The 24118-nt window shown below is 58.0% G+C and carries 25 protein-coding genes and 3 pseudogenes; 17 read left to right on the top strand and 11 right to left on the bottom strand.

Annotated elements, in window-relative coordinates:
• The first annotated feature begins 231 nt into the window (after nucleotides 1-231).
• Nucleotides 232-1929, top strand: a complete 1698-nt coding sequence (gene fadD1, locus AC0ZWN_RS10550) for a long-chain-fatty-acid--CoA ligase FadD1 (RefSeq protein WP_476334984.1) — start codon at nucleotides 232-234, stop codon at nucleotides 1927-1929.
• Between the two features lie 442 nt (nucleotides 1930-2371).
• On the opposite strand, the gene AC0ZWN_RS10555 is transcribed toward fadD1, so the two are convergent.
• Nucleotides 2372-2749, bottom strand: coding sequence for a hypothetical protein (locus AC0ZWN_RS10555; protein ID WP_007917843.1), 378 nt, complete (start codon nucleotides 2747-2749; stop codon nucleotides 2372-2374).
• A gap of 197 nt (nucleotides 2750-2946) precedes the next feature.
• Between AC0ZWN_RS10555 and AC0ZWN_RS10560 the strand changes: the two genes are divergently transcribed.
• The 3 genes from AC0ZWN_RS10560 (at nucleotide 2947) to def (ending at nucleotide 4795) form a co-directional block, all read left to right on the top strand.
• Nucleotides 2947-3138, top strand: coding sequence for a CsbD family protein (locus AC0ZWN_RS10560; protein ID WP_027612573.1), 192 nt, complete (start codon nucleotides 2947-2949; stop codon nucleotides 3136-3138).
• A gap of 164 nt (nucleotides 3139-3302) precedes the next feature.
• Nucleotides 3303-4253, top strand: coding sequence for a YihY/virulence factor BrkB family protein (locus AC0ZWN_RS10565; RefSeq protein ID WP_007917840.1), 951 nt, complete (start codon nucleotides 3303-3305; stop codon nucleotides 4251-4253).
• Between the two features lie 2 nt (nucleotides 4254-4255).
• On the top strand, nucleotides 4256-4795 hold the full coding sequence (gene def, locus AC0ZWN_RS10570; protein WP_099756987.1) for a peptide deformylase: 540 nt from the start codon (nucleotides 4256-4258) through the stop codon (nucleotides 4793-4795).
• A 120-nt stretch (nucleotides 4796-4915) separates the two neighbouring features.
• On the opposite strand, the gene AC0ZWN_RS10575 is transcribed toward def, so the two are convergent.
• The gene (locus AC0ZWN_RS10575; protein WP_476334985.1) at nucleotides 4916-5332 is read right to left on the bottom strand and encodes a GNAT family N-acetyltransferase; all 417 of its coding nucleotides are present in this window, start codon (nucleotides 5330-5332) and stop codon (nucleotides 4916-4918) included.
• Nucleotides 5333-5657: 325 nt separating this feature from the next.
• Here AC0ZWN_RS10575 and AC0ZWN_RS10580 point away from each other — a divergent pair.
• From AC0ZWN_RS10580 to AC0ZWN_RS10590, 3 pseudogenes are all read left to right on the top strand, one after another.
• Nucleotides 5658-5848 (top strand): annotated as a pseudogene (locus AC0ZWN_RS10580) (fatty acid desaturase); the annotation flags it as partial.
• Between the two features lie 547 nt (nucleotides 5849-6395).
• Nucleotides 6396-7172 (top strand): annotated as a pseudogene (locus AC0ZWN_RS10585) (PAS domain-containing protein); the annotation flags it as partial.
• A gap of 117 nt (nucleotides 7173-7289) precedes the next feature.
• Nucleotides 7290-7715 (top strand): annotated as a pseudogene (locus AC0ZWN_RS10590) (methyl-accepting chemotaxis protein); the annotation flags it as partial.
• Nucleotides 7716-7781: 66 nt separating this feature from the next.
• Here the strand turns inward: AC0ZWN_RS10590 and AC0ZWN_RS10595 are convergent.
• From AC0ZWN_RS10595 to AC0ZWN_RS10610, 4 genes are all read right to left on the bottom strand, one after another.
• Nucleotides 7782-8210: a hypothetical protein gene (locus AC0ZWN_RS10595; protein ID WP_476334986.1), complete on the bottom strand. Its 429-nt coding sequence runs from the start codon at nucleotides 8208-8210 to the stop codon at nucleotides 7782-7784.
• A gap of 199 nt (nucleotides 8211-8409) precedes the next feature.
• Nucleotides 8410-8955 carry a hypothetical protein gene (locus AC0ZWN_RS10600; protein ID WP_476334988.1) on the bottom strand — a complete coding sequence of 182 codons (546 nt, stop codon included), beginning with the start codon at nucleotides 8953-8955 and terminating at the stop codon, nucleotides 8410-8412.
• A 154-nt stretch (nucleotides 8956-9109) separates the two neighbouring features.
• The gene (locus tag AC0ZWN_RS10605) at nucleotides 9110-10534 is read right to left on the bottom strand and encodes an MFS transporter (RefSeq protein WP_186625336.1); all 1425 of its coding nucleotides are present in this window, start codon (nucleotides 10532-10534) and stop codon (nucleotides 9110-9112) included.
• 125 nt (nucleotides 10535-10659) lie between these two features.
• The gene (locus AC0ZWN_RS10610) at nucleotides 10660-11100 is read right to left on the bottom strand and encodes a PACE efflux transporter (protein WP_034153370.1); all 441 of its coding nucleotides are present in this window, start codon (nucleotides 11098-11100) and stop codon (nucleotides 10660-10662) included.
• Nucleotides 11101-11221: 121 nt separating this feature from the next.
• On the opposite strand from AC0ZWN_RS10610, the gene AC0ZWN_RS10615 reads away from it, so the two are divergent.
• Nucleotides 11222-12094: a LysR family transcriptional regulator gene (locus AC0ZWN_RS10615; protein ID WP_476334990.1), complete on the top strand. Its 873-nt coding sequence runs from the start codon at nucleotides 11222-11224 to the stop codon at nucleotides 12092-12094.
• A gap of 78 nt (nucleotides 12095-12172) precedes the next feature.
• On the opposite strand, the gene gntR is transcribed toward AC0ZWN_RS10615, so the two are convergent.
• Nucleotides 12173-13204 (bottom strand): HTH-type transcriptional regulator GntR, encoded by a 1032-nt coding sequence (gene gntR / locus AC0ZWN_RS10620; RefSeq protein WP_093430446.1) that lies wholly within the window; start codon nucleotides 13202-13204, stop codon nucleotides 12173-12175.
• Nucleotides 13205-13420: 216 nt separating this feature from the next.
• Between gntR and AC0ZWN_RS10625 the strand changes: the two genes are divergently transcribed.
• Both AC0ZWN_RS10625 and AC0ZWN_RS10630 read left to right on the top strand, forming a co-directional pair.
• Entirely contained in the window at nucleotides 13421-13954 is a 534-nt protein-coding gene (locus AC0ZWN_RS10625; RefSeq protein ID WP_095048167.1) for a gluconokinase, read from the top strand.
• An 82-nt stretch (nucleotides 13955-14036) separates the two neighbouring features.
• Complete coding sequence (locus tag AC0ZWN_RS10630) at nucleotides 14037-15392, top strand: GntP family permease (RefSeq protein WP_095048166.1); 1356 nt, start codon at nucleotides 14037-14039, stop codon at nucleotides 15390-15392.
• A gap of 96 nt (nucleotides 15393-15488) precedes the next feature.
• On the opposite strand, the gene alaC is transcribed toward AC0ZWN_RS10630, so the two are convergent.
• Entirely contained in the window at nucleotides 15489-16697 is a 1209-nt protein-coding gene (alaC, locus tag AC0ZWN_RS10635) for an alanine transaminase (RefSeq protein ID WP_430947631.1), read from the bottom strand.
• A 139-nt stretch (nucleotides 16698-16836) separates the two neighbouring features.
• On the opposite strand from alaC, the gene AC0ZWN_RS10640 reads away from it, so the two are divergent.
• The 3 genes from AC0ZWN_RS10640 (at nucleotide 16837) to AC0ZWN_RS10650 (ending at nucleotide 18875) form a co-directional block, all read left to right on the top strand.
• Entirely contained in the window at nucleotides 16837-17499 is a 663-nt protein-coding gene (locus AC0ZWN_RS10640) for a LysE family translocator (RefSeq protein WP_041479200.1), read from the top strand.
• A 68-nt stretch (nucleotides 17500-17567) separates the two neighbouring features.
• Nucleotides 17568-18062 carry a GyrI-like domain-containing protein gene (locus AC0ZWN_RS10645; RefSeq protein WP_093430441.1) on the top strand — a complete coding sequence of 165 codons (495 nt, stop codon included), beginning with the start codon at nucleotides 17568-17570 and terminating at the stop codon, nucleotides 18060-18062.
• Between the two features lie 324 nt (nucleotides 18063-18386).
• Nucleotides 18387-18875, top strand: coding sequence for a GNAT family N-acetyltransferase (locus AC0ZWN_RS10650; protein WP_476334993.1), 489 nt, complete (start codon nucleotides 18387-18389; stop codon nucleotides 18873-18875).
• A 118-nt stretch (nucleotides 18876-18993) separates the two neighbouring features.
• Here the strand turns inward: AC0ZWN_RS10650 and AC0ZWN_RS10655 are convergent, their stop codons facing one another.
• A complete protein-coding gene (locus AC0ZWN_RS10655; RefSeq protein WP_220556878.1) occupies nucleotides 18994-19599 on the bottom strand; it encodes a pyridoxamine 5'-phosphate oxidase family protein in 606 nt (201 codons plus the stop codon).
• Nucleotides 19600-19617: 18 nt separating this feature from the next.
• Nucleotides 19618-20103, bottom strand: a complete 486-nt coding sequence (locus AC0ZWN_RS10660; RefSeq protein WP_476334994.1) for a GNAT family N-acetyltransferase — start codon at nucleotides 20101-20103, stop codon at nucleotides 19618-19620.
• 140 nt (nucleotides 20104-20243) lie between these two features.
• Between AC0ZWN_RS10660 and AC0ZWN_RS10665 the strand changes: the two genes are divergently transcribed.
• Genes AC0ZWN_RS10665 through AC0ZWN_RS10675 form a run of 3 tightly spaced genes read left to right on the top strand, consistent with a single transcriptional unit; the run spans nucleotide 20244 to nucleotide 22288 of the window.
• Complete coding sequence (locus AC0ZWN_RS10665) at nucleotides 20244-20669, top strand: YybH family protein (protein WP_476334996.1); 426 nt, start codon at nucleotides 20244-20246, stop codon at nucleotides 20667-20669.
• A gap of 40 nt (nucleotides 20670-20709) precedes the next feature.
• Entirely contained in the window at nucleotides 20710-21054 is a 345-nt protein-coding gene (locus AC0ZWN_RS10670; RefSeq protein ID WP_008081988.1) for a YciI family protein, read from the top strand.
• The gene (locus AC0ZWN_RS10675) at nucleotides 21047-22288 is read left to right on the top strand and encodes an RNA polymerase sigma factor (protein WP_476334997.1); all 1242 of its coding nucleotides are present in this window, start codon (nucleotides 21047-21049) and stop codon (nucleotides 22286-22288) included. The genes AC0ZWN_RS10670 and AC0ZWN_RS10675 overlap by 8 nt, the downstream gene beginning before the upstream one ends.
• A gap of 359 nt (nucleotides 22289-22647) precedes the next feature.
• On the opposite strand, the gene AC0ZWN_RS10680 is transcribed toward AC0ZWN_RS10675, so the two are convergent.
• Nucleotides 22648-23502, bottom strand: coding sequence for a LysR family transcriptional regulator (locus tag AC0ZWN_RS10680; RefSeq protein ID WP_476334998.1), 855 nt, complete (start codon nucleotides 23500-23502; stop codon nucleotides 22648-22650).
• Between the two features lie 89 nt (nucleotides 23503-23591).
• Here AC0ZWN_RS10680 and AC0ZWN_RS10685 point away from each other — a divergent pair, with 89 nt between their 5' ends.
• Entirely contained in the window at nucleotides 23592-24029 is a 438-nt protein-coding gene (locus AC0ZWN_RS10685; RefSeq protein ID WP_186625354.1) for a multidrug/biocide efflux PACE transporter, read from the top strand.
• The last annotated feature ends 89 nt before the right edge of the window (nucleotides 24030-24118 follow it).

Raw genomic sequence — 24118 nt, forward strand, 5'->3', positions numbered from 1 at the left:
AAGGTGTTCTAGGATTTTTGCTCTAAAATGACTGCTAGGTAGTCTTGAGTCATGATAATGACTGTAGGGGCCGCTTTTGGCTCTAGTCGACCCTTGGCAAAGCTGCTACTCTCGGCGCGCTTTGTGACTTCTCGGCCTGTATAAAAGCCAGATTCACCAATACCAAACACACACCAATAATAATCGCATCAAATGCGGTGAAGAATTCGCGTTGCTGAGGAGTGGGCTTCCATGATCGAAGACTTTTGGAAGGATAAATACCCGGCTGGAATTGCTGCCGACATCAATCCGGACGAGTATCCGAACATTCAGGCAGTGTTGAAGCAATCCTGCCAACGCTTCGCCAACAAACCGGCTTTCAGCAACCTGGGCAAGACAATCACTTACGGTGAATTGTACGAATTGTCCGGTGCGTTTGCCGCGTATCTGCAACAGCATACCGATTTGCAGCCCGGCGATCGAATCGCCGTGCAACTGCCCAACGTTCTGCAGTACCCGGTGGCCGTCTTCGGTGCGATTCGCGCCGGGCTGATCGTGGTCAACACCAACCCGCTGTACACCGCGCGGGAAATGGAACACCAATTCAACGACTCCGGCGCCAAAGCCCTTGTTTGCCTGGCGAACATGGCGCACCTGGCCGAAACCGTGGTGCCGAAAACCGGCGTCAAACACGTCATCGTCACCGAAGTCGCCGACCTGCTGCCACCGATCAAGCGCCTGCTGATCAACAGTGTCATCAAGTACGTGAAGAAAATGGTCCCGGCCTATCACTTGCCCAAAGCCATCAAGTTCAATGACGTGCTGAGCAAGGGCCAGGGCCAACCGGTGGCCGAAGCCAATCCCGACAGCGGCGACGTTGCGGTGCTGCAATACACCGGCGGCACCACCGGCGTGGCCAAAGGCGCGATGCTGACCCATCGCAACCTCGTCGCCAACATGCTGCAGTGCAAGGCGCTGATGGGTTCCAACCTCAACGAAGGTTGCGAGATCCTGATCACGCCGCTACCGCTGTACCACATCTATGCGTTCACCTTTCATTGCATGGCGATGATGCTGATCGGCAACCACAACATCCTCATCAGCAACCCGCGCGACCTGCCGGCGATGGTCAAGGAACTGTCGAAGTGGAAGTTCAGCGGTTTCGTCGGCCTCAACACGCTGTTCGTCGCGCTGTGCAACAACGAAGGTTTCCGCAAGCTGGATTTCTCGGCGCTGAAAGTTACGTTGTCCGGCGGCATGGCCTTGCAACTGGCCGCTGCCGAGCGCTGGAAAGCGGTCACCGGTTGCGCCATCTGCGAAGGTTACGGCATGACCGAAACCAGCCCGGTGGCCACGGTCAACCCGATCCAGAACATCCAGATCGGCACCATCGGTATTCCGGTGCCATCGACCCTGTGCAAAGTCATCGATGATGCCGGTGTCGAGCAGCCGCTGGGTGAAATCGGCGAACTGTGCGTCAAGGGCCCGCAAGTGATGAAGGGTTACTGGCAGCGTCAGGAAGCCACCGATGAAATGCTCGACAGCGAAGGCTGGCTGAAGACCGGTGACATCGCGCTGATCCAGCCGGACGGCTACATGCGCATCGTTGATCGCAAGAAAGACATGATTCTGGTCTCCGGTTTCAACGTCTACCCGAACGAACTGGAAGACGTGCTGGCGACCCTGCCGGGTGTGTTGCAGTGCGCGGCCATCGGCGTGCCGGACGAGAAGTCGGGCGAGGCGATCAAGATTTTCATCGTCGCCAAACCGGGTGTCACGCTGACCAAGGAAACCGTGATGGAGCACATGCGCGCCAACGTCACGGGTTACAAGGTGCCGCGTTCGGTGGAATTCCGCGATGCGTTGCCGACCACCAACGTCGGCAAGATCCTGCGCCGCGAGTTGCGTGATGAAGAGCTGAAGAAGATCAAGGCCAAGTCCGCCGCCTAAAACACCAAGCCCCGCAGATGCGGGGCTTTTTGTTGGGTGCGGGGCAGGGCTTGGATTTCGCGTTGAGCCTACCCCTCACCCCAGCCCTCTCCCGAGGGAGAGGGAGCCGAACGGGGGCTGTTCAGAACCTGAGTTCGACTCGATATCTCAGGTCGGCGTACCTTGCCCAGACACCTCGGTCAGTCCCCTCTCCCAATGGGTAAGGGAGCAGGTCTTCATGCTGTTCAGAACCTGAGTTCGACTCGATATCTCAGGTCGGCGTAGCTCGCCCAAACACCTCGGTCAGTCCCCTCACCCAATGGGTAAGGGAGCAGATCTTCATGCTGTTCAGAACCTGAGTTCGACTCGATATCTCAGGTCGGTGTAGCTCATCCAGACACCTCGGTCAGTTCCCTCTCCCTTGGGAGAGGGCTAGGGTGAGGGGAAGGGGGCTGCACAAATCCTACTGACGAAACGGCGCGAAATTCACGTTAGTCCCCGCCGGACGCATGTCCTGCAGATACGAATCCTTGTCCGCACTCAGTTCCAGGCTCAACGCCGCCTTGCGCTTGCCTTCGTTGCGAATCACCAGCCCCTCCAGCTTTTCACGCAGAAACACTGTCGGCACTTTCAGGTGCAGCAGTTCGTCAGTGGCTGGCGTGTGCATCAGCAGGTGAATCCACTCGTACTGACCGATGGCCAGACGCGACACCGGCAGGTCGAACCACCAGATGTTGCGGTTACGGTTCAGTTCGGCGAAGTGGCAGTTGTTGGTGCCGAGCACGGCGCCGCCCAGTTCCTTGTTGCGACGGGCGATGGCCTGCGTTTTATCGAGTTTCATAACATTCCTGCGGGATCGGTTCCTGGCGCTTGACGCCCATATGTTGCGCATTCTCGGGGCTACGCACGCAAACATAAAGCCCAACCTGCACGCCGCGACGAAATGAGCCGCTGAAAATAAATGAAACTTGGCGCAAATCCGGCCAGTCAATCATTACGTACTGACTTTTCCCTCTTAATGCACCAAGGAGAAACACCATGAGTAGCACAGGCGATAAAGTAAAAGGCATGGCCAACGAAGCAGTCGGCAACGTCAAGCAAGGCGTCGGTAAAGCCACCGACAACACCAAGCTGCAAGCCGAAGGCAAACTGCAAGAGAAAAAAGGCGAGGCCCAGCAAGCGGTCGGTAAAGCCAAGGACGCCATCAAGAAAGGTGTCGACAAGGCGTAATTCAGCCTTGAACGAAATACATGAACGGCCATCCAAGGATGGCCGTTTTTGTGTCAAAAGCCTGCAGCAACCCGACGAGGTTCGCCAAACAGGCTACCGTGATGTAAAAAACGGCCCCTGAGTCGCCACGACTTCAACCTGTATTGCGGCGAAAGGAGACGCGAATGATATTTCCAGACATGAAAGGTCTGCCCCTGCATCGGGTGATGGTGCGCACGGTCACTGAATTCGTCGACGACGAGATGTCGACCTATGCCTCGGCACTGGCCTACCAGATGCTGTTCTCGCTGTTCCCGTTCATTCTGTTCCTGATCGCCCTGATCGGTTTCCTGCACCTGCCGGACTTTTTCTCCTGGCTGCGCCTGCAATCGGAACTGGTCCTGCCACCGCAGGCGCTGGAGCAGGTCAACCCGGTGATCGACCAGTTACAGCAGTCAAAGGGTGGCCTGCTTTCCGTCGGTATTGTTATCGCCCTGTACACCGCCTCCGCTGGCGTGCGCTTGATGATGAGCGCGATGAACGCCGCGTATGACGTGGTCGAAGGCCGGCCGATCTGGAAGCGTTTTCCACTGTCGATTGTCTACACCGTCGGCATTGCCGGCATGCTCCTGGTGGCCGCTGCGCTGATGGTGCTCGGGCCGCAGGTGATGGGCTGGATCGCCGCGCAGGTGGGGCTGGAAGACTTCATTGTCACCGTGTGGACCATCGCGCGTTGGCCAGTGATCGTGATTCTGATGATGGTCGCGGTGGCACTGATCTACTACGTCATGCCTGACGTCAAACAGGAATTCCGCTTCATCACCCCCGGTTCGGTATTGGCCGTGGTGGTGTGGATCATCGCCTCGTTGGGTTTCGCCTTCTACGTGAAGACCTTCGCCAACTACAACGCGATGTATGGCAGCATCGGGGCGATCATCGTGCTGTTGCTGTACTTCTACATTTCCGCTGCGGTGCTGTTGCTCGGCGCCGAGATGAATGCGGTGATCGAGCACATGTCCAGCGAGGGCAAGGATGCGGGTGAGAAAGTCCCCGGCGAACTCGATGAACATCCCAAACAACACGTCTCGGGCCTGGGCCGCGATCATTCGCTCAAGCCGGACACTGACGAAGTCTGATCATGATCCGTGAAATTCTGAAAATGGGCGACGAGCGCCTGCTGCGCATTGCCCCGCCCGTGCCGGTCGAGATGTTCGACAGCCCCGAGCTGTGGCAACTGATCGACGACATGTTCCAGACCATGGAAAGCGTCGGCGGCGTCGGCTTGGCGGCGCCGCAGATCGGTGTCGATCTGCAACTGGTGATCTTTGGTTTTGAACACAGCGAACGTTACCCGGACGCTGAAGCGGTGCCGCAGACGATCCTGATCAATCCGCTGATCACGCCGTTGAGTCCGTTGATGGAGGAGGGCTTTGAAGGGTGTCTGTCGGTGCCGGGTTTGCGGGGGGCGGTAGATCGTTATCAGCAGATCCGTTACGAAGGGTTTGATCCGAAGGGCGAGCCGATTGTGCGTATCGCGTCAGGTTTCCACGCACGGGTTGTGCAGCACGAATGCGATCACCTGATCGGCCGGTTGTACCCGTCGCGGATCACCGACTTCACTAAGTTCGGTTTTACCGAAGTGATGTTCCCGGATCTTGATCCCACAGCTGACGATTGATCCCCGAGAACACCACGCCCCCCTGTAGGAGTGAGCCTGCTCGCGATAGCGGTCTGTCAGTGACATTTTCGGTGACTGACACACCGCTATCGCGAGCAGGCTCACTCCTACAGGGTTTTGTTAGGCGGAGGGGGCCAGCTCCATCGCAATCATCGGCTTGCTCCGCGCATACCGGCTCAAGCGCTCCGCCATCGCCTGGGGCAGGGCCGGGTCGAACGTGAACCCGCGTCGCTCATAAAAACCGCGCAAATCCGGATGGCAGAACAGCCACACCGGCTCGCTCACATCCTGCACCGCCGCTGCAATCAGCTTTGCGGCAACGCCCTGTTCACGACACCCCGGATCAACGAACAACCCGGTCAACCAATGCCCGCCGGACACTGGCCGCAAGCACAACGCGCCAACGATCTCTCCCCGCCGCGCTACCCATAGTTGCGCATCACGAACGGCTTTCATCGAGGACTGGTGGCTGCGGTAAAACTTGTTCATCAACGGCCATAACGACTCGTCGAGCAGGCTGTATTGGGTGTCGGGCATGGGATCGGACTGTCGGCGTGAAAAGCGCCGATTATAAAAGAACGCACGGCTCTGGATAGGTGTATACCTGACCTCACATCCCCTGTGAGTGGAGTACGCATCATGTCCAAAGGTATGGATTCAAAGAAAGCGGCGAAGAAGAAACCGGCCAAGACCGCGATTGAAAAACGCGCGGAGAAGAAAGCCAAGAAAGTCGACATCTTCGGTCACTGATCACGCCTTTCGGGAGCCCGGTTCTCGGGCTCCTGCCTGCATCCGAAAATAATCTGCAAAATTGCACTGCGTCGTTGCACAGAAGGGGACGATCCCCGTTCCGAGCAACGCCATGCCCCATTACTTCGACGCCGTCCATCGTCAGCAGATCGAAACCCTGCGCCAACGTTTCACCGCCCGTACCGAGTGGCCAACCTGGCTGTTGCTGATTGGCGTCTATGGCGGCTGGTTTGCCATTGTTCTCAATAGTATTGGCTGGGCCGTGCCTTGAGCACCTTGGTGCTGATTCCGCTGTTGTTTTTGTAGTGCTGCAACTTTTGCCTTCGCGAGCAAGCTCGCTCCCACAGGAGAAACGCATTCCAATGTGGGAGCGAGCTTGCTCGCGAAAGCGTCCGCTCCGGCAGCATTTCTCCTCGTGCTGAACCGATTCTTGTGCAAAAAGTGCCAGATACTGGCCGACTAGTGGCCTTGCGCAGGTCTTTGCACTGGCTATGCTTCCCGTAACTAACTATGTCGACCGTCATGTCAAAACATGGCTGAAATGCAGGGTTAGTCCGTGAATTCATGCTGCCAGAGTGCGCAACCCAAGGCACCGACACTGAACCAACAAGGAGCGTCGCTTACATGGAAGTTCTTCAACGCGTTAGGGCTGGCCCGCGTGCGGGCTATCAAGAGAAGGATGTCTTGATTAGAGCGTCGCTGCATGGACGCTCCGATTGATCATCATTTATCACCTGACAACTTCCTCCTGTGGAGGAATGCGTGTGCCTGTTCTGTGGAACGTAGTGGTGGATCGTGAAAGAACTGAACTTTCATCAAATCAAAAGTCCGCGCGGAAGGTGATACAACCATGTTCAACCTACATCACAAGGCTGACCTGCAGGAAATCGAGCGCTTCAGCTGCGCCCTGACCGAGGCCAATGCGAAGTTGGCCGCGATCAGCCGTTCAATGGCAATGATCGAGTTCAGCCCTGACGGCATCGTTCTGGATGCCAATGAAAACTTCTGCAAGACCATGGGCTACAGCGCCGATGAAGTGCGTGGCAAACATCACCGGGTGTTTTGTGAAGAGGCTTTCTATCGCAGCGAGGAGTACGCCAAATTGTGGCGTGACCTGGCGCGCGGTGAGCCGATCAGCGGCACTTTCCTGCGCTTGAACAAGGCCGGCAGGGAAGTCTGGCTCGAAGCCAGTTACATGCCGGTATATGGCCCGGACAAACAGGTCCAGAGCGTGATCAAAGTGGCCGCCGACATCACCGCTCGGGTTAATAAAGAACATGAAGAAGAAAGCATGCTGGCGGCGATCAGCCGCTCGATGGCGGTGATCGAGTTCACCCCGGAAGGTAATGTCATCGCCGCCAACGACAACTTTCTGAAGACCATGCAGTACTCGCTCAACGAAATCGTCGGCCATCATCACAGCCTGTTCTGCCATCGCGCCGAAGCCGAGTCCGCGCAGTACAAGGCATTCTGGGCCTCGCTCAACCGCGGCGAATATCACTCGCACCGTTTCGAGCGCAAGAACAAGTCGGGGCAGATGGTTTATCTCGAAGCCTCGTACAACCCGTTATTCGATGCCAAAGGCCGCTTGTACAAAGTGGTCAAGTTCGCCAGCGACATCACCCATCAGATGACCACGTTGCAGAACGCTGCTGAATCGGCCCACAGCACCTCGGTACAAAACGACGCCTGCGCGCAAAAAGGCTCACAGGTCGTGCAGCAAACCGTGCAGATCATTCAGGACATCTCCCGCGACCTCAACGAAGCGGCGGCGAGTATCGATGCGGTGAGCAAGCAATCGGACATCATCGGCACCATCGTCCAGACCATTCGCGGCATTGCCGACCAGACCAACTTGCTGGCGCTCAATGCCGCCATCGAAGCGGCGCGAGCCGGTGAACATGGACGCGGGTTTGCCGTGGTTGCGGATGAAGTGCGCAGTCTGGCGGCGCGAACCAGTCAGGCAACCTTGGAAATTGTCGAGGTAGTGCGCAAGAACCATGACCTGTCACTGAGCGCGGTGTCGAGTATGCAGTCAAGCCTGAGTCGCACCGGGCTAGGTGTGGAGCTGGCGAATGAAGCGGGGGAGGTAATTCTGGAGATTCAGCAGGGATCGCGGCATGTGGTGGATGCTATCAGTCAGTTCAATGAGACGTTGCAGTTGAATTGAAGATGCCAAATAACAGCCCTTCGAAATGAGGGGCTGTTACCTGTAGGCATCAAGAAGACAGACGACCTATTTTTGCAAATTGAAGTTTCCACGGACGTCTGCGAATTGGCTGTTGTCCAGCGATCTGGCGGTGAACTTGAAACTGCCCTTTACGGTGCCATTAACCAAATCTACTTCATCGATTGTGACCGAACCGCCCTCAGAAATTGAATCCCAGGAAGCACCCTGAAAGTTTTTCGGGTTGTAGTTGCCACCGACGGCTCCTTTTTCGAAGGCGTAAGTCTTGTTTGCCTCGATTTTTTTAGCGATATAGATATCAATCCCCTGAGCGGTGAGGACTTCACTCGCCCGCCCGGCTATGTATGAATGGTCAGAACTTAAATCCATTACGAGCCGGCTGGTAGCAACCAGCACTTCGCCATTGCCGTTCTCATTCACGTATAGGGCAAAGTGTCCGCTGGCGTTGATAGCTGCATTTTTCATTTTATTGGTCATGACTTTCTTCCTTGTCGATAGTAGGTGGGAGCACGTCGACGCTAGGACGCGCTCGAGGTCATACTTCGGCAAGCAGAATCCGCTGTCTACTGTCAGAAATTACAGGTAAAGGGGCTGATTTCCGGTTAACCGATGAAAGGCGCAAAGCCCCAAACGGAAAAAAAGGCCCTCGTGGGGCCTTCTTTCAATGTTATGAAACTTAGAGCGCAGCGAGAAACTTGCCCGCCTGCTTGTCGCTGTCCTTCACATCGCTGTCTTTTTCCGCCTGCGCCAACTTCATTTTGTCCTGCAAGCGCTCGGCGATCTCTTTGCCGATGGCCAGTTGTTTCTCCGGCGGCATGGCTTTGATGTCGTCTTCGGTCAGCCCCATGGACTGCAGGATACTGTCGCGCAGACGCTGTTCCGGCGTCTTGCTCATGTAGTCCTTGAACTCGTCAGTGGCGGATGCCGCCGAGGCTGTGGTGGCGTCGGTCGATTGCAGGTTCACGCGGGTCTTGGCGAACGCTTCGTCGACGTTATCGCTGATGCGTGTGGCTTCGCTGACTTGCTGGGTGGCGATCTGTGTGGCCGAGTCCTGCACCTTGGCAGTGGCTTCGGCGGTTTGCGCCTGGGGCTGGTTTTGCAGGGTTTGCAGCATTGCGCCGTGCAGACCACCTTGCAGACCGGCTGCGGCGATGGACGTCGCATCGTCATTCAACGCTTTGGGCAGGTGAATGATTTGCTGTTGTTTGGCACTGATCAACATGACGTGTAGACCTGTAGGTAATTGCTGACTCGCGTATCGGAGCAATTACCGTGCCTTTTGAATAAATCCTTTTATTTCAACAACTTGATCATCAGTCAGGTATTCGTGGCGGTCATCCCTTGCCGATAAGTGGCAGAGGATGACCGTTGTCCCATCAGCGATGAGCGATGTTCTCCAGCGCCAGATTGCGCGTGCGCGGGCCGAACCAGCCGATGGTCAGCATCACGATCAGCATGCTGCTGACGATAAACGCCAATACCCCCGGCGTACCGAAATTGTCGAGAAACAAGCCGATCAACAAGCTGCTGAACACTGTCGACAAGCGACTGAACGAATAACAGAAACCCACGGCGCGCGCGCGGATGTTGGTCGGGAACAGTTCGCTCTGGTACGAGTGATAGCTGAAACTCAGCCAGGCATTGCAGAAGGTGATCATCACCCCGCAGAAGATCAGCCCGAATGCGCTGGTCTGCAGGGCGAACAAGGTGCCGAAGGTCATCGCGCCGAGGGCCGAGCCGACGATCTGCCATTTGTTTTCGAAGCGGTTGGCGAACTTCACGAACAGCAGCGGCCCGAGCGGGTAGGCGAGGGTGATGATGAAGGCGTACATCAAACTGTGGGTGACGCTGACGCCTTGGCCGGACAGCAGCGCCGGCAGCCAGTTGCCGAAACCGAAGAAACCGATTGCCTGGAAGATGTGGAAGACGATCAGCATCAACGCGCGGCGACGATACGGCGGCTGCCAGATATCGGCAAAACGGCCCTTGCCTTCGACGTCGACGGGCACGGCTTCGGGGGCGTCCAGCGGTTTGCCGTAGTCCTTCTGGCAACGGGTTTCAATGTGGTCGAGAATCCGGTTGGCTTCCTCAAAGCGGCCATGCTGCGCGAGCCAGCGCGGCGATTCCGGCAGACGTTTGCGCAGCCACCAGATAAACAGCGCAAACACCGCGCTGGCCAGCACCACCCAACGCCAGCCGGAGACCCCGAACGGCGCTTGCGGCACCAGCCACCACGACATCAATGCCACCGCCGGCACCGACAGGAACTGCACGAAAAACGCGAAGGCAAAGGCTGAGCTGCGCATGCGTTTCGGCACCAGTTCAGAAAGGTAGGCATCAATGGTGACCAGCTCGATGCCCAGGCCGATGCCAACCAGAAAGCGCATGCAGATGATACCCAGCGCCGAACTCTGAATCCCCATCAACACCGTCGCCACCGTGTACCAGACCAGCGCGAAGGTGAAGATCGCACGGCGGCCGAAACGATCCGCCAATGGGCTGAGCAGACTGGCGCCGAGGAACAGGCCGAGAAACGTTGCCGAGGCAAACGCCGCTTGATCAGAGAAACCGAACACGCCCTGATTGCCAGTGGCAAAGATCCCGTCGCGGATCAGCCCGGGGCTGATGTAAGCGGTCTGGAACAGGTCGTAGAGTTCGAAAAATCCACCGATCGAAAGCAGCGCCACCAGCCGCCAGATCGTCGCGACCGCCGGAAGGCGATCGATGCGGGCGGACACCTGAGCGGCGCGGATCGGGTCGATGCCGTCGCTTTGCGCGGTGGCGGGGGCGTGTGCAGTCATGGGCTGGTCCATTTTTTATTGATGGAAAAGCTTAGCCTGCTATCGGAGTTCACGGATTGTGAATATCGGCGGATTAAACAGATAAACCGCTGAATTCTCGCAATATCTGCTTACGAATTAACGATTTATGCCGCAGCCGCCGAATCCGGTAGCGCCGAGGCTGGCAGCCCGAAAATCCGGTCAAACAGCCAATTGAAGGCAAACGTGTAGCAGGGGATGAAAATGATCAGCGCCAGATCCAATAGAAACGCCTGCACCAGACTGATGTTCATCCACCACGCGATCAACGGAATCAGAAACACGATCAGCGTCAGTTGAAAGCCCACCGCGTGAGCGATACGGCGTTTCACTGTGCGCGTGCGCGATTGCTGGCGGCTTTCCCAGTGCTCGAACAACGAGGTGTAAATGAAGTTCCAGGTCACGGCGATGGTGGTGATGATCACCGCCAGTGGCCCGGTACTGCCCGGTGAAGTGCCGGACAACAACGCCAGACCGAGGGCGGAGAAGGTCATGCCGATCACTTCATAGAGCGACACATAGACCAGTTTGCGTTTGACGCCTTGCATGGGGGTTGCCTCTTTCTTGCCGTTTGTTGGCCAGCGGGACTGGCGAAGGCGGCAAAAGATAGCTTCAATAGAGCTGACAGAAAAAGTCAGTAGCTTTCAGTTTTGTTGATAGGTGTGCAAAGTGAATTTCAACAGTGACAGCATCGAGCTGTTTCTTTCCGTAATCGAACGCGGCTCGTTTTCGGCGGCGGCGCGTGCGCTGGGCAAAGTCCCGTCGGCCGTAAGTATGGGCATCGGCAACCTTGAGGCGGAACTCGGTTATCTGCTGTTCGACCGCAGCCATCGCGAACCACAACCCACGGCAATGGCGCTGTCGCTGGTGCCACACGCGCGGCTGATCGCCGAGCAACTCAAGCAACTGCAAGTGCACGCGGTGGAACTGTCGCTGGGGCTGGAGAGCAAGCTGTCGATCGGCGTGGTCGCGGACATCGACCGGCGCCGTTTGCTGGCGGCGATCAAGCTGATCGCCGAGCGGCATCCGCTGCTCGATATCGAAGTGCTGACCGCGCCGCAGGACGACGTACTGGCGATGCTGCACAGCGGCCGCGTCAGCCTGTGCCTGGCGTTCGCCGGATTGAGCATGAATGTACTGGAGCGTTTTCAGTTTGTCGGCAGCGAACGGATGATCGCCACCCTGGCCGCGGACAGTCCGTTGTTGCAGGGGCAGGATCTGTTTCTCGAGGATCTGGTGCATGTACGGCAAATCATCGTCGCCAGTCGTGACTTGCCAATCAGCGAAACACGGCCGTTGGTGGCGGAGTCGTATTGGCGCACGGACAATCTCGAGACGGCCATGGAAATGGTCGAGGCAGGATTGGGCTGGGGTAATTTCCCGCTGTCGGTGGTGCAGTCGTGGATTGAGTCCGGGCGACTGAAACGGCTGAATTTCCGCAACATCGAAAATGGTCTGGTGATGCCGGTGCATGCGGTATGGCTCAAGAGCCAGCCCTTACAAAAGGGCGCACTGGCTCTGGTTGATCTGCTCAGCCACTAGCGACTGTGGAGATCCAATGTGGGAGCGAGCAGGCTCGCTCCCACAGGGATTGTGTTTCAACCTTGAATCTGTGGGAAGTCAGGTGCTTTCGCGAATCTTCAGTTCAAAGCCCATGTCTTCCACCGGACGCGCCACGCTGTTACCGGCCATCAACGTCAGCATCTGCTCCGCCGCGCGCCGGCCAATCGCTTCACGCGGGGTGTTGATGCTGCTCAGGCGCGGCACCATGTGTTCGGACATCGGCAAGTCGTTGAAACCGAGAATCGCTACCTGCTCGGGAATCTTGATGCCGTTGCGCAGCGCCTCCAGCAACGCACCCTGCGCCAGGTCATCGTTACCGAAGAAGATCGCATCAACGTCCGGATGCGCCGCGAGCAATTGCAAAAACAACTCCCCGCCCAAGCCCACCGATGAAGAACGAGGCGTCAGTACTTCCAGATCCGGGTCGTAACGCCCGGCCTTTTGCAACGCTTTGCGAAAGCCTTCACCGCGCAACAAGGTGCGCTGATCAAGTTGCGCACCGATGTAAGCCAGACGCTTGCGCCCACGCGAAAGTAAATGTTCGGCCGCCGTTTCACCGGCACTCAGTTGCGAGAACCCTACGCAATTCACCCCGGCAGCGCTGTCCAGTTCCATCATGTACACGCAGGGAATGTTGCTCGCCTCGATCATCCGTCGCGAACTTTCCGTGCGATCAAACCCAGTCAGCAAAAATCCACGCGGCTGATAGGCCATGTAGTTGCGCAGCAGGTTTTCTTCTTCATCGCGTGAATAGTGGAAGTTGCCGATCAGCACTTCGAAGCCTTTGGGCGTCAGTACCCGATGAATCGCTTCCAGCGTATCGATGAACAGAAGGTTGGACAGTGAAGGCACTAATACCACGACCGAATGGCTCTGCGCCGAGGCCAATGCGCGGGCGGCAGGGTTGACCACGTAGTTGAGTTCGAGCGCGGCTTTCTGGACTTTTTCCACAAGGTCAGTGGCCACGGTGCTGACACCGCGCAAGGCCCGGGAGGCAGTAATCGGGCTGACACCGGCCAGGCGGGCAACTTCATTCAGGGTGGGACGGCCGGTGGTGCGAGTGTTTTTATCGTTTTTAGGGGAGGTCATCGGGCGGCTTGCCAAACAAAAATCAAGGCACTAAGGTAGCGCTGTCCTGATGCAGCTGTAAATGCGTAAGCGAGGTCCTGCCTGATCTTCGCTTTTTGGCGTTGGGAACAAACCTGCTGCAACCCAAAAAAACGACAAGAAGGCGTCGGCAACTTCTGCCTGTGCACTAGAGTCATAGCTAGCAAAGGTAGCGCTGTCTGCGCGCTGAGGTGTTATATGAGTCATCCCATCACCGCCCTGGTCATCATGGGCGTTGCCGGTTGCGGCAAGACGTGCGTCAGCGAGGCCCTGTGCCAATTGAGCGGCGCCACTGCCATTGAAGGCGATACTTTCCATCCGGCCGCGAACATCGAAAAGATGAGCGCGGGGATCCCCCTGAACGACGACGACCGTGCCGGCTGGCTCGACAGCCTGTGCGATGAACTGCGTCGCGTTGACGCGCTGGGCAAACGCCCGGTGCTGACCTGCTCGGCCCTTAAACACAGTTATCGCGAAGTGTTGCGCAGCGCCTTGCCGGGCCTGGGTTTCGTGTTTCTTGAATTGACCCCTGAAGTTGCCGCTGAACGTGTGTCCCACCGTCCGGGCCACTTCATGCCTGCGACGTTGATCGAAAGCCAGTTCGCCACCCTCGAATCGCCGAAAGGTGAGCCGTTGACGTTGGCGTTGAATGCTTCGATCCACAGTGTTGAAGAACTGGCGTCCCAGGCTCACGTCTGGTGGCAGGCCCACGGTCTGAAACAGGCGGTATGAGTGTGTTGAAAGAGATAGCGCTGTCCTTCCGACTTCTGTTTAACCCGCTTTAATAACAACAACAATCCAGGAGACACCCCCAATGTTTGGCATGTCCCACGACGCCTACCTGCTGCTCGATGCAGTGGTCACGGTAATCGGCCTGATTATCCTGATCACCAAATTCAAGATTCACCCGTTCATTTCCCTGACCATCGCCGCCGCGTTCCTCGGCCTGACGTCGGGCATGCCGATCGGCACCATCATCAAAGCGTTCCAGGACGGCTTCGGTGGCGTGCTCGGTTTTGTCGGCATCATCCTTGCGCTGGGCACCATGCTCGGCAAAATGATGGCCGAATCGGGCGGGGCGGATCAGATCGCCCAGACCCTGATCCGTGCGTTCGGTAAAGACAAAGTCCAGTGGGCGATGATGTTCGCCGCGTTTCTGGTGGGCATCCCGCTGTTCTTCGAAATCGGCTTTGTCCTGCTGATTCCGTTGGTGTTCATCGTTGCGCGCCGCACCGGCGTGTCGATCATCAAGATCGGTATCCCACTGCTCGCTGGTCTGTCCGCCGTGCACGGTCTGGTGCCACCGCACCCGGGTCCGCTGCTGGCCATCGGCGTGTTTGGCGCTGACATCGGCAAGACCATTCTCTACGGTCTGATCGTTGCGCTGCCGACCGCGATCATTGCTGGTCCGATCTTCGGTACGTTCATCGCCAAGCACATTCCGGGTCACCCGAATCAGGAACTGGTCGATCAACTGGCCCGCGAAAATGACGACTCGACCACGCTGCCGAGCTTCAGCATCACCCTGATCACCGTGCTGCTGCCGGTGTTCCTGATGCTGCTGAAAACCTTCGCTGACGTGGCGCTGCCGGACGGTCACTTCTTCCGCACCTGGATGGACATGATCGGTCACCCGATCTCGGCACTGCTGCTGGCGTTGCTGCTGTCGCTGTACACCTTCGGGCACAAGCAGGGCATCGGTTCGCAGCAAATGCTCAAGTGGCTCGACGCGAGCCTGGCGCCAACCGCCGCGATCATTCTGATCATCGGTGCCGGCGGTGGCTTCAAGCAGATGCTGGTCACCAGCGGTGTGGGCGACGTGATTGGCCACATGGCGGTCAGCGCGCAGATCTCGCCGATCCTGTTGGCGTGGCTGGTGGCGGCGGTGATCCGTATCGCGACCGGTTCGGCGACTGTGGCGACCATCACGGGCGCGGGCATTGTCGTGCCGGTGGTGGGGATGATCCCGGGCGTTAACCGTGAGTTGCTGGTGCTGGCCACCGGCGCCGGTTCGCTGATCCTGTCCCACGTGAACGACGCCGGTTTCTGGTTGGTGAAGCAGTACTTCAACATGACCGTGGCCGAGACGTTCAAGACCTGGACGGCGATGGAAACCATCCTCTCCATCGTCGCGTTGGGCTTTATCCTGCTGTTGTCGCTGTTCGTTTAAGCGGCTTCACGCAGACACAAAAAAACCGCAGCGATGCGGTTTTTTTGTGGGTGATCGTTCCCACGCGGAGCGTGGGAACGATCAGAGGCGGGTCAGTTATTTGGTAACTAACCCATCCGCCCGGAACATCCCGCGAATCCCGCGCACCGCCTGACGAATGCGGTCCTGGTTTTCGATCAGCGCAAAGCGCACGTGATCGTCGCCATACTCACCAAAACCCACCCCCGGCGAGACGCAGACCTTGGCCTCGGCCAGCAGTTTCTTGGCAAACTCCAGCGAACCCAGATGCGCGTACTGCTCAGGAATCTTCGCCCAGACGTACATCGACGCCTTCGGATTCTCAACCATCCAGCCCAGTTCATGCAGGCCTTTGACCAGCACGTTGCGGCGCTGGCGATACTGCTCGGCGATGTCGCGCACACACTGCTGATCGCCTTCCAGCGCGGCAATCGCCGCCACTTGCAGCGGGGTGAAGGTGCCGTAGTCGTGGTAACTCTTGATCCGCGCCAGAGCGTTGACCAGTTCCGGGTTACCGACCATGAAACCGATGCGCCAGCCGGCCATGTTGTAGCTCTTGGACAGGGTGAAAAACTCCACAGCAATGTCCTTGGCGCCCGGCACTTGCATGATCGACGGGGCTTTCCAGCCGTCGTAGACGATGTCGGCGTACGCCAGATCGTGAATTACCAGCACGTCGTACTGCTTGGCGAGGGCGATCACCCGTTCGAAGAAGTCCAGTTCCACGCACTGTGCGGTCGGGTTGGACGGGAAGCCGAGGATCATCATTTTCGGTTTCGGAATCGAACCGCGAATGGCCCGTTCCAGTTCATCGAAGAAGTCCACGCCTGGCACCAGCGGCACCGAACGCACCTGGGCACCGGCAATCACCGCACCGTAGATGTGAATCGGGTAGCTCGGGTTTGGCACCAATACGGTGTCGCCTTGGTCCAGGGTCGCCAGCATCAAATGCGCCAAGCCTTCCTTGGAACCGATGGTGACAATCGCTTCGCTTTCCGGGTCGATGTCGACCTCGTAGCGTTGCTTGTACCAGTTGGAAATCGCCCGGCGCAGGCGTGGAATGCCTTTTGACGTGGAGTAACCGTGGGTGTCTTCGCGTTGAGCGACTTGCACGAGTTTTTCGACAATATGCGGCGGCGTGGCGCCGTCGGGGTTGCCCATGCTCAAGTCGATGATGTCTTCACCACGACGCCTGGCAGCCATTTTTAGCTCGGCGGTGATGTTGAAAACGTAAGGGGGGAGTCGATCTATGCGCGCAAAGCGGCGCGGCGAACCTTGTTCAGCCATTGTTGCCTCGGATAACGTAAGCGCCCGGAACCGTCCGAGCGACGCTGGTCACTGCGGTGACCTGTGGCGGAAGATAAGGTCAGTGATGGCATACTGTCCAGCCCGTTTGTAAACAATTTTGTCCCAAGGAAATCGGTAGATGGAATTCACCAGCGGCTTCTTGCTGAGCCTTTCGCTGTGCCTGGATATCGGCGTGGCCAACATCGCCATGATCACCCTGGCGATGCAGCGTGGTTACTTTCAGGGCTTTGCGCTGGGCCTCGGCACCTGTGTTGGCGACCTGATTTATGCGGTGCTGGCGTTGGCTGGAATGACGGTTTTGCTGCAATACGAAACCGTGCGCTGGGTGTTGTGGATTGGTGGTTCGGCGCTGCTGATCTACTTTGCGGCAAAGATGATTTACTCGGCGATCCATCACGAAGCGCTGCTGGCCGAGACGGCGGAAGTGGGGCAGAACTCCCATCGCAAGGAATTCTTCCGGGGGATTTTTCTCGCCATGTCGTCGCCGAGCGCGATTCTCTGGTTCGCGGCGGTGGGCGGCACCTTGATTGCGCGTTCCGGTGGTGGCGGTCCTTTGAGTTCGGCGCTGTTCCTCGGTGGGTTCCTCTGCGCCGGACTGCTGTGGTCGGCGGGTTTGTGCTTCGCTGCGAGCCATGGTGGCAAGCTGTTGGGCGATAAGCTGTTGCGCTATTCGTACCTGGCATCTGCAGCGATCTTCTGCTATTTCGCGGTGTACGTGATCGTATCTGGCTACAACGAATTTGTCGGTTCGGGCGCCGTCGAGCAGTTGCACGCGCTGTAAACGTGCGAATCGGCTTTGGCTTTCTATACTCCCAGCCGAACCCCCTTTTTTGTTCCAGGAGTCGAGTCATGGATGAGCAAAAACGCGTCGAAGTGGCTGAACCTCGCTTCGAACATGGACACTTCTTGCTGATTGCAGGTTTTCGCGGTCGATTTACCCAAGACACAGCCAAGGACATTCCGGCGCTGTGGGAAAAATTCTTGCCGCACCTGGGAAAGATCCAGGGGCAAAAGAACGAAGTGACCTACGGTGTCTGCAGCAATTTCGACGGCAAGGGCGGCTTCGATTACATCGCCGGGGTAGAAATCAGCAAGCTCGATGACCTCGACCAGAAGGTCTACCAGTGGGTCGAAGTGCTGCCTCGCCAGTACGCGGTGTTCGAGCACAAGGGGCCGCTCGAACAGCTGCCGCAAACCCTGCAATACATCTACAAGACCTGGCTGCCGACCTCGCACTACGTAGAGCTCAATGCCCCGGAACTGGAGCGCTATAGCGCCGATTTCAATCCGCGGCTGCACACCGGCAAACTGGAAATCTGCGTGCCGGTCGATACCAAGGGCTGAACCAACAGACATGAGGCGGATCACTGATCCGCCTCATGGTTTTCAACCGCGTTTACTCTTGCCCAACCGTCGCGCCCGCAACAGGTCGATGCCGAGAGTGATAAAGCCGAACGTACTGATGCCCAACACCATCAACAGGCCGATTTCAACGCTGCTCATAAACGGTTTCCCCCAAGGGTGATCAGAGACACACCTGAGAAATAGCCCGCCGCGAACCCGAAGAAAAGCACTTATACGCAGGCTTTACGCCGCCCTTGCGCATCGATATGCAGGCCTTATTCCTTTATGCTTTCGGCACTTTCTTCTGCCGATTTCCGAGCCGCCATGAACACCGTTATCCGCAACGTCACCGCCGCCGATCTGGACCGCTGCTACGCCATCGAAACCGTTGCCTACGAAGGTGACGAAGCGGCCACCCGCGAGAAGATCGCCACGCGCATTGCCACCTGGCCGGAAGGTTTTGTCGTCGCCGAAGTGGAGGGCGTGGTGGCAGGCTTCGTCAATTCCGGCGCGGCGTTTGACGTGCAGATGTCGGACGAGGCGTTTAAGGAGCTGATCGGCCACGACCCGAAAGGGCCGAACGTGGTGATCATGTCCGTGGTGGTGCACCCGGATTATCAAGGGCAGGGGCTGGCCAAGCGCTTGATGGGCGAGTTCATCGAGCGCATGCGCGGGATGGACAAGGCGACCATTCATTTGATGTGCAAAGAAATACACATCCCGCTGTATGCAGGCTTTGGCTTCGCTTACATCAAACCGTCTGAGTCCGATCACGGCGGCATGGCGTGGCACGAGATGATCCTCACACTCTAAAGCCAGCCCGATCTCCACTGTAGGAGCTGCCGAAGGCTGCGATCTTTTGATCTTGATTTTTAACAGCAAGGTCAAAAGATCGCAGCCTTCGGCAGCTCCTACAAGGGATCGAGTTGTGTCAGTAGAGGGTGTCGGTTACGCGTTTCGGCGCTTCACGGTCGTAGGTTTCGGCGTCGAACTGGCCGTCATTCAGGCGTTTGTGAAACGCGCCGGCGGAGGGCAGAGCCGAGCGCGGCAGATGCGTTTCAGGATTCCACGCATCCGAGCGTACAAACGCTTTGGAACAATGAAAGAACGCCGCTTCCACCGTCACCAGCAACACCGTTTTCGCCGGTTTGCCGTTCACCGCAAAGCTTTCCAGCAACTGCGGATCAGCGCTGATCGTCGCCGTACCATTGACCCGCAACGTCTCGCCAATCCCCGGAATAATGAACAACAACGACAGCCGCGAATCGTGCAGCACATTGCGCAAGGTATCGATGCGGTTGTTACCTGGGCGATCGGGCAACGCCAGCGTGCGTTCGTCAATGATCCGCACAAACCCGGCTTTGTCACCGCGCGGCGAATTATCCAGGCCATCGGTGCCCACCGAGCTGACAATCACCAGCGGCGACAGGCGCACCATTGCTTGATAATCCTCGTTGAGAAAACCGATCTGCTTGCGCAGCGCTCGTTCATGCGGTAGTCCGTAAATCGCTTCCAGTGCTTCGATTGAGTCGATCATGGTGCTTCCCTCGATGACTTAGAAAAACAGGCCCATGCGCCGTTCGTAACCGATCCGGCCCTTGTACGCTTCGCCGCTGTCGACGTAGCCGTGCTTGGCGTACAGCGCGATGGCCGCGTCGTTATCCGCATCCACCGACAATTCCAGCCCCTTGATCTCCGGCCACGCCTGACGTGCAACTTCGGGCAACGCTTGCAGACACGCCTTGCCGTAACCCTTGCCCTGAGCGCGGCGATCGACCTGCAACGCATGCAGGGTGGCGCTGTGTTCATCGGCCCAAGCCGGCAACACCGGCGGGCGCTTGAGCAACAGAAACGCCACCGGCACGTCATCCGCCAGCAGCGCAAAACCCTTCACCCCGGGGCCGGGTTTCGACAGCAGGGTGTGCAAAGCACCGTGGATATCACCGGAGAACTTGATCTGCTCGACATGGATTTCAATTGCCTCGACTTGCTCACGCTGCAAGGCATTGAGGTTGTCGTACGGCACGAGTTGGGCTGACACGGGAATTTCCTTTTTCCTACAAAGATGAGGCTCGGATTCTAGCGATTTTGTCTTCTGCGGAAATTTTTTGTTTCGCCTGTCGATCTGCCCGTTCGCCGAACGACTAAGGGTGTCTTCACAACAAAAACACGGAGTACACCATGAGCGCACAAACCGAGATTCAGACCCTGATCAACACCTACCGCGAAGCCGTCATGAAAAAGGACGTGGAGAAAGTCATGGCGTTGTACGCCGACGACATCGTCTCTTTCGACGCGATCAAGGCCCTGCAATTCAAGGGTAAAGCCGCCTACCGCGCGCACTGGGTCGAGTGCATGGAAATGTGCCCCGGCCCGCACATTTTCGAGTTCCACGAAATCGCCATCGAAAGTGCTGACAACATCGCCTTCGCCCACTGGGTGGCCAACTGCGGCGGCACCAATGACAAGGGCGAAACCCAGAGCTGCTGGATGCGCGTCACCGCTTGCTATCGGCAGGTTGACGGGGCGTGGAAAATCGCCCACGAACACTGGTCGGCGCCGTTCGATCCGATGAGCGGCGCGACCCTGTTCGATGTGACTCCCTGATCTTCAGCCATAGTTGAACCGTCCGATTCAGGAGAACGCCATGAAGTATTTATGCCTGGTCTATAGCGATGAACGCCTGCTGCATTCGTCGCCCGACAGCCCGGAAGACGCCGAGTGCTGGGCCTACGCCGAGTCGATTCAGGGCAGTGGGCGGATGGTTGCCGCCGAGGCGCTGGAGTCGGTGCAGACCGCCACCACGGTGCGTATGCGCAACGGCAAACTGTCGATCACCGACGGCCCGTTCGCCGAAACCAAGGAGCAATTGGCCGGTTTCTACCTGATCGACGCCAAGGACCTCAACGAAGCGATTCAGGTTGCCGGCAATATTCCGGCGGCGCGGGTGGGCAGCGTTGAAGTACGACCGGTGCGGCAATTGAATGTCTGAGGTCAAGGCGCGGGTCGAGCAGGTCTACCGCGAAGAGTCGCGGCGGATCCTGGCGACGCTGATTCGCTTGCTGGGTGATTTCGACCTCGCCGAAGAAGCCTTGCACGAGGCGTTCTTCGTCGCGGTCGAACGCTGGCAACGCGACGGCGTGCCGGACAACCCGCGCACCTGGCTGGTGTCCACCGGGCGCTTCAAGGCGATTGACGTATTGCGCCGCCGCGCTCGGTTCAAAGCCTCGCAACCCCTGTTGCTGGCGCAACTGGAAGAACTGGAACAAGCCGACTGGAGCGGTGAAGACGTGGAAGACGATCGCCTGCGGCTGATCTTTACCTGTTGTCACCCGGCGCTGGCAGCGGATGCGCAAGTGCCGCTGACGTTGCGCGAAGTCTGCGACCTGACCACCGAGGAAATCGCCCGCGCCTTTCTCTCCGCGCCGGCAGCGATTGCCCAGCGCATCGTGCGCGCCAAAGCGAAGATTCGTGACGCGAAAATTCCCTATCAAGTACCGAGCCTGAGCGAACTGCCCGAGCGCCTCGATAGCGTGTTGCGGGTGATTTATCTGGTGTTCAACGAAGGGTATTCGGCGTCATGCGGGGCCGAGTTGATCCGTGAGGATCTGACCCGCGAGGCGATACGGCTTGGGCGACTGTTGATGGAATTGCTGCCGGAGCCGGAGGTGATGGGGCTGCTGGCGATGATGCTGTTGCACGAGTCGCGACGGTCGGCGCGCACTTCGCCGAGTGGTGAACTGGTGCTATTGGATGATCAGGACCGTTCACTGTGGGATGCCGGGTTGATTGCTGAGGGTTGTGCGCTGGTCGAGCATGCGCTGACCACGCGGCGCTTTGGGCCATATTGTTTGCAGGCGGCGATTGCGGCGGTTCATGCTGAGGCGCCGTCGGCGGGGGAGACGGATTGGGAGCAGATCGTTGGTTTGTATGACGTGCTGTTGCGTGCGGTGCCTTCGCCGGTGATCGAGTTGAACCGGGCGGTGGCGGTGGCCAAGCGGGATGGGGCGCTGAACGGTTTGAATCTGATTGAAGGGATTTTGGGTCGCGGCGAGTTGCAGGATTACCACTTGGCGCATTCGGCGCGGGCGGAGTTTTGTCGGCAGTTGGGTAGGTTGGCGGAGGCGCGGTTGGCGTATCTTCGAGCGTTGGAATTGACGCGGCAGGAGCCAGAGCGGCGTTTTATCGAAGGGCGGCTTTCGGCACTGGAATTGCCCTCACCCTAGCCCTCTCCCAGGGGGAGAGGGGACTGATTGGGGGATGCTGTAGAAGTACGCCGACCTGAACGCTCAGCGGTGAATCCATAATCGACCCAATCTGGTCGAGGTTTAAGGCCACAATGAATCCATAATCGACGCGGTCTCTCAGGTCGATGTACAGCGCAAGACACCTCGGTCGGCTCCCTCTCCCTCCGGGAGAGGGCTGGGGTGAGGGGCTTTTGAGCTCATATCCAATGAATCCATAATCGACGCGGTCTCTCAGGTCGATGTACAGCGCAGACACCTCGGTCGGCCCCCTCTCCCCCCGGGAGAGGGCTGGGGTGAGGGGCTTTTGGCTTCATGCCGGCTAGCGATTAGGCGCGCCGCTATTCCAGCATCTTGCTCAACAACCAGCTCCCCGCCGGCCCTGGCGGATACAGCCGCGACCACAACGCATCAACAAACACCGGCTTAGGCCAGCCGCGCACCTTCAACTCCACCAACAAATCATTGCCAAAACGCTGCGCCAGCCAACGCGGCAACGGCGCCCAGCCAAAACCTTTCTCGGCCATTTCCAGCAACATCAGATAACTCGGCGCCGACCACACCCGACCTTTGCCGCGACTGTCGTAAGGATTGACGATGGTCGCCAGGCGCAATTCACGGTGTTGTTCCAGGACGTGTTGATCAACGTGATCAAGCTTGGCCAGCGCGTGATCGCGATTGACGAACAGGGCGATTTCCGTGCGCTCGGCCACCGTCGAGGTCGCCAGGTCCGGTGGGTAGCTCTCTTGCATCTCGGCGAAGGCCAGATGCGCACGACCGCGCTGCACCAGCTCGATCAGGTCATCGCATTCGGCGATCAGGCATTCCAGCTCCAGATCCGGATAACGCTGCTCAAACCCGACCAGCGCCGCTTCAAAACGGTCCGACTGATAAGTGTCGGAAATCGCCACGGTCAGCTTCGGCTCGACGCCTTGGGACAACTGCCGCGCAGTCATTTCCAGACGACTGCTGGCCGCCAGAATCGCCTCAGCGCGTTGCAGCATCACATGCCCGGCCGGGGTCAGCGCCGGTTTGCGGCTGCTGCGATCGAACAACTGCAGATCCAGATCGATCTCAAGGCTGGCCACCGCCGCGCTGATGGTCGACTGACTGCGCCCCAGTTTGCGCGCCGCTGCCGAAAACGAGCCTTGGGTCGCCGCCTGGACAAACGCCAACAGCACTTCCTGCGAGATCATCAACTATCGCCTTGATCGATGGTTATTGGTTATGAAGTATCGATGCGAGCATAGATCATGGCAACCCTCTTCACTCAAGGAGTCAGGCCATGACTGCCCACAAATCGATCACTGAACGTATTTTCCAGGCCGTTGGTTTCGAACTGCTGGCCATCCTGATCTGCACCCCGTTGCTGGCGTGGATCATGCAAAAACCGATGCTTGAAATGGGCGCGGTGACCGTGTTGATCGCGTTGCTGGCGCTGGGCTGGAACGTGGTGTTCAACCGTTTCTTCGACCGGATGCTGGAACGCATGAACGTCGCGCACAACGCTTGGATACGTGTGGTGCACGCGCTGCTGTTCGAAGGCGGCTTGATCGTGATGGGCGTGCCGCTGATTGCCTGGTGGCTGTCGGTCAGCCTGTGGCAGGCGTTTTTGCTCGACATCGGCGTGTTGCTGTTTTTCCTGCCGTACACCTACGTTTATCACTGGGGCTATGACGTGGTACGTGAGCGCTTCATGACCCGTAACGCTTGCCAGAACTAACCTCGATCCCCCTGTATGAGCTGCCGAAGGCTGCGATCTTTTGATTTTGTTTTTAAAGACAAGATCAAAAGATCGCAGCCTTCGGCAGC

The organism is Pseudomonas sp. 3B-A001-10F (genome assembly GCF_056313565.1).

Excerpts from the sequence above, each read along its gene's own strand:
- fadD1 (WP_476334984.1), top strand. The coding sequence starts at position 232 with ATGATCGAAGACTTTTGGAAGGATAAATACCCGGCTGGAATTGCTGCC.
- AC0ZWN_RS10555 (WP_007917843.1), bottom strand. The coding sequence starts at position 2,749 with ATGAAACTCGATAAAACGCAGGCCATCGCCCGTCGCAACAAGGAACTG.
- AC0ZWN_RS10560 (WP_027612573.1), top strand. The coding sequence starts at position 2,947 with ATGAGTAGCACAGGCGATAAAGTAAAAGGCATGGCCAACGAAGCAGTC.
- AC0ZWN_RS10565 (WP_007917840.1), top strand. The coding sequence starts at position 3,303 with ATGATATTTCCAGACATGAAAGGTCTGCCCCTGCATCGGGTGATGGTG.
- def (WP_099756987.1), top strand. The coding sequence starts at position 4,256 with ATGATCCGTGAAATTCTGAAAATGGGCGACGAGCGCCTGCTGCGCATT.
- AC0ZWN_RS10575 (WP_476334985.1), bottom strand. The coding sequence starts at position 5,332 with ATGCCCGACACCCAATACAGCCTGCTCGACGAGTCGTTATGGCCGTTG.
- AC0ZWN_RS10595 (WP_476334986.1), bottom strand. The coding sequence starts at position 8,210 with ATGACCAATAAAATGAAAAATGCAGCTATCAACGCCAGCGGACACTTT.
- AC0ZWN_RS10600 (WP_476334988.1), bottom strand. The coding sequence starts at position 8,955 with ATGTTGATCAGTGCCAAACAACAGCAAATCATTCACCTGCCCAAAGCG.
- AC0ZWN_RS10605 (WP_186625336.1), bottom strand. The coding sequence starts at position 10,534 with ATGACTGCACACGCCCCCGCCACCGCGCAAAGCGACGGCATCGACCCG.
- AC0ZWN_RS10610 (WP_034153370.1), bottom strand. The coding sequence starts at position 11,100 with ATGCAAGGCGTCAAACGCAAACTGGTCTATGTGTCGCTCTATGAAGTG.
- gntR (WP_093430446.1), bottom strand. The coding sequence starts at position 13,204 with ATGACCTCCCCTAAAAACGATAAAAACACTCGCACCACCGGCCGTCCC.
- AC0ZWN_RS10625 (WP_095048167.1), top strand. The coding sequence starts at position 13,421 with ATGAGTCATCCCATCACCGCCCTGGTCATCATGGGCGTTGCCGGTTGC.
- AC0ZWN_RS10630 (WP_095048166.1), top strand. The coding sequence starts at position 14,037 with ATGTTTGGCATGTCCCACGACGCCTACCTGCTGCTCGATGCAGTGGTC.
- alaC (WP_430947631.1), bottom strand. The coding sequence starts at position 16,697 with ATGGCTGAACAAGGTTCGCCGCGCCGCTTTGCGCGCATAGATCGACTC.
- AC0ZWN_RS10640 (WP_041479200.1), top strand. The coding sequence starts at position 16,837 with ATGGAATTCACCAGCGGCTTCTTGCTGAGCCTTTCGCTGTGCCTGGAT.
- AC0ZWN_RS10645 (WP_093430441.1), top strand. The coding sequence starts at position 17,568 with ATGGATGAGCAAAAACGCGTCGAAGTGGCTGAACCTCGCTTCGAACAT.
- AC0ZWN_RS10650 (WP_476334993.1), top strand. The coding sequence starts at position 18,387 with ATGAACACCGTTATCCGCAACGTCACCGCCGCCGATCTGGACCGCTGC.
- AC0ZWN_RS10655 (WP_220556878.1), bottom strand. The coding sequence starts at position 19,599 with ATGATCGACTCAATCGAAGCACTGGAAGCGATTTACGGACTACCGCAT.
- AC0ZWN_RS10665 (WP_476334996.1), top strand. The coding sequence starts at position 20,244 with ATGAGCGCACAAACCGAGATTCAGACCCTGATCAACACCTACCGCGAA.
- AC0ZWN_RS10670 (WP_008081988.1), top strand. The coding sequence starts at position 20,710 with ATGAAGTATTTATGCCTGGTCTATAGCGATGAACGCCTGCTGCATTCG.
- AC0ZWN_RS10675 (WP_476334997.1), top strand. The coding sequence starts at position 21,047 with ATGTCTGAGGTCAAGGCGCGGGTCGAGCAGGTCTACCGCGAAGAGTCG.
- AC0ZWN_RS10680 (WP_476334998.1), bottom strand. The coding sequence starts at position 23,502 with ATGATCTCGCAGGAAGTGCTGTTGGCGTTTGTCCAGGCGGCGACCCAA.
- AC0ZWN_RS10685 (WP_186625354.1), top strand. The coding sequence starts at position 23,592 with ATGACTGCCCACAAATCGATCACTGAACGTATTTTCCAGGCCGTTGGT.